At 62.8% G+C, this 2,838-nt stretch carries 3 protein-coding genes; 2 read left to right on the top strand and 1 reads right to left on the bottom strand.

Annotated features, from left to right (window positions below; all coding sequences use genetic code 11):
• Positions 1-243 precede the first annotated feature (243 nt).
• A complete protein-coding gene (gene htpX, locus BJQ17_RS29355; protein ID WP_004575939.1) occupies positions 244-1,131 on the top strand; it encodes a protease HtpX in 888 nt (295 codons plus the stop codon).
• A 176-nt stretch (positions 1,132-1,307) separates the two neighbouring features.
• Here htpX and BJQ17_RS29350 read toward each other — a convergent pair whose 3' ends face one another.
• Positions 1,308-1,958 carry a thiopurine S-methyltransferase gene (locus BJQ17_RS29350; protein WP_003247098.1) on the bottom strand — a complete coding sequence of 217 codons (651 nt, stop codon included), beginning with the start codon at positions 1,956-1,958 and terminating at the stop codon, positions 1,308-1,310.
• Between the two features lie 101 nt (positions 1,959-2,059).
• On the opposite strand from BJQ17_RS29350, the gene BJQ17_RS29345 reads away from it, so the two are divergent.
• Positions 2,060-2,827 carry a class III extradiol ring-cleavage dioxygenase gene (locus BJQ17_RS29345; protein ID WP_070096976.1) on the top strand — a complete coding sequence of 256 codons (768 nt, stop codon included), beginning with the start codon at positions 2,060-2,062 and terminating at the stop codon, positions 2,825-2,827.
• The last annotated feature ends 11 nt before the right edge of the window (positions 2,828-2,838 follow it).

Below are 2,838 nucleotides of genomic sequence, written 5' to 3'. Positions count from 1 at the left end.
CGCGGGCGGCGCTCGATCTCACAGGCGCCACACCCCTTGCGGCAAACACCCAGCGGCCTTGACGCAACCCCAAGCCGAATGTTTCTTACATCCTGCAACGCTCTATCCCACAGCCCCCACGCCATCCTCTGCCATACTCCGCCGTACACAGTTTGAAATAGTCCCCCGATTGAATCGGCGCGGCAGGCCCCTTATATACCCCGCAGTAAGCGACAACTCATCCGTCAGGAGAACGTAACAACCATGATGCGCATTCTGTTGTTTGTAGCCACCAACCTCGCGGTGGTGCTGGTTGCAAGCATTACCCTGAGCCTGTTCGGTTTCAACGGGTTCATGGCCGCCAACGGGGTCGACCTGAACCTCAGCAGCCTGCTGGTGTTCTGCGCCGTGTTCGGCTTTGCCGGCTCCCTCGTCTCGCTGTTCATCTCCAAGTGGATGGCGAAGATGACCACCGGCACCCAGATCATCAGCCAGCCGCGCACCCGCCACGAGCAGTGGCTGCTGCAAACGGTCGAAGAGCTGTCCCGCGAAGCGGGCATCAAAATGCCTGAAGTGGGTATCTTCCCGGCTTACGAGGCCAACGCCTTCGCCACCGGCTGGAACCGCAACGACGCGCTGGTCGCGGTGTCCCAGGGCCTGCTGGAGCGCTTCTCGCCCGATGAAGTGCGTGCGGTACTGGCCCACGAAATCGGCCACGTTGCCAACGGCGACATGGTCACCCTGGCGCTGGTGCAGGGCGTGGTGAACACCTTCGTGATGTTCTTTGCCCGCATCATCGGCAACTTTGTCGACAAGGTAATCTTCAAGAACGAAGAGGGCCAAGGCATTGCCTACTATGTAGCAACCATCGTTGCCGAGCTGATCCTTGGCATCCTGGCCAGCATGATCGTGATGTGGTTCTCGCGCCGCCGCGAATTCCGCGCAGACGAAGCCGGTGCGCAACTGGCCGGTACTGCGGCAATGATCGGCGCCCTGCAGCGCCTGCGCGTGGAACAAGGCCTGCCAGTGCACATGCCTGACACCATGAAGGCTTTCGGCATCAATGGCGGCCTCAAGCACGGCCTGGCAGGGTTGCTGATGAGCCACCCGCCGCTGGAAGAACGCATTGAGGCCCTGCGCCGCCGCGGCTGATCCACCTGAGAAAACAAAGGGCGACTTCGGTCGCCCTTTTTTATTCCCGGCCTTACGCAGCTTCTGTGGGAGCGGGCGCGCCTGCGAACACCGGCAAAGCCGGTGCCATCTAACGCGCCGCCTGGTTCGCGGGCACGCCCGCTCCCACATGGGCCGGGTCAGCCTGCCCTACCTGCTTACCGGCTGAGCCGGTACACCCGCTCCAACAAACTCGACGCCCCGGCCTGCACAAACTTCGGGCTCTCCTCAATCACCTCAACAGCCTCCAACTGCTCCACCTGCCACCCCGCAACCCCCTGCCTCAGCTCTTCATCCCTGACCGAAAACGGCGGCCCGGCCAACAATGACTGGTCATACTCCAGCGTCACCACCAACCCCCGGCAGCTTGTCGGCAGCAACCCCGACAACAGCTGCATATACCGCGCACGCATCTGCACCGGCAGCGCAATCACCGCCGCCCGGTCATACAGCCCCACGCAGTCAGCCACATCCTCTGCCCGCAAGGCAAAGAAGTCGCCACACCACAGCTGCACATCTCCACTGCGCCAAACCTCGAATGCGCCCTGCTGCCGCACCTCGGCCTCAAGCCCGTGCTCACGGAAAAAATCCTCCACCGCCCGCCGCGACAGCTCCACACCCAATACACGATGGCCCTGACCGGCCAGCCAGGCCAGGTCCAGGCTCTTGCCACACAACGGCACCAGCACGCGGCTGCCGGGCGCCAACTGCAGCTGTGGCCAATACGTCTGCAGATAGGGGTTCACCTGCGCCTGGTGAAAGCCGATCTGGTTATCGGCCCACCGCTGCTGCCAGAACGCTGGTTCCATGATTACTCCCGATTTTTAGATGATTTGTCGGTAAAACTTGGTTTGGATTTCGATCTGTAGTTAATCGATGATGGTTGCATCTTAACCTTCAGGACCCCGCCATGCTGCCCAGCCTGTTCATTTCCCATGGTTCCCCCATGCTTGCCCTGCAACCCGGCGCCAGCGGGCCGGCACTGTCCGGGTTGGCCAACGCCCTGCCCCGGCCGAAAGCGATCGTGGTGGTGTCGGCACACTGGGAAAGCCGCGAGCTGCTGGTCACCGGCAACGCACAGCCGGAAACCTGGCATGACTTCTACGGCTTCCCACCGGCCCTGTATGCGGTGCAGTACCCGGCGCCGGGCGAGCCCGGGCTTGCTGGCCAGGTCAGCGAACGGTTGAAGGCTGCGGGGTTACCCGCGCGGCTGGACATGCAGCGCCCATTCGACCATGGCGCCTGGGTGCCACTGTCGCTGATGTACCCGGATGCGAGCATTCCCGTGGTGCAGGTTTCGCTGCCCAGCCACATGGGGCCGGCGCTGCAGCTAAAAGTGGGCCAGGCACTGGCGGGGTTGCGTGCCGAGGATGTACTGCTGATAGGGTCGGGCAGCATTACCCACAACCTGGGTGAGCTGGACTGGCATGCAGGGCCGGATGTGATCGAGCCGTGGGCGCTGGCGTTCAGGGATTGGGTGGTAGACCGGCTGCAGGAGGATGACCAGGCGGCGTTGCTGGATTACCGGCAGCAGGCGCCGTTTGCGGTGCGCAACCATCCCAGTGATGAGCATTTGCTGCCGCTGTTCTTTGCCCTCGGGGCCGGAAGCAAGTTCGGCGTGGTGCATCAGGGGTTTACCCTGGGCGCGCTGGGGATGGACATCTATCGGTTCGACTGAAGGGCCTCTTC

The sequence above is a fragment of the Pseudomonas sp. NBRC 111139 genome, assembly GCF_001753955.1.
GTDB lineage: Bacteria > Pseudomonadota > Gammaproteobacteria > Pseudomonadales > Pseudomonadaceae > Aquipseudomonas > Aquipseudomonas alloputida.
This window is presented reverse-complemented; position numbering and strand designations above follow the sequence as displayed.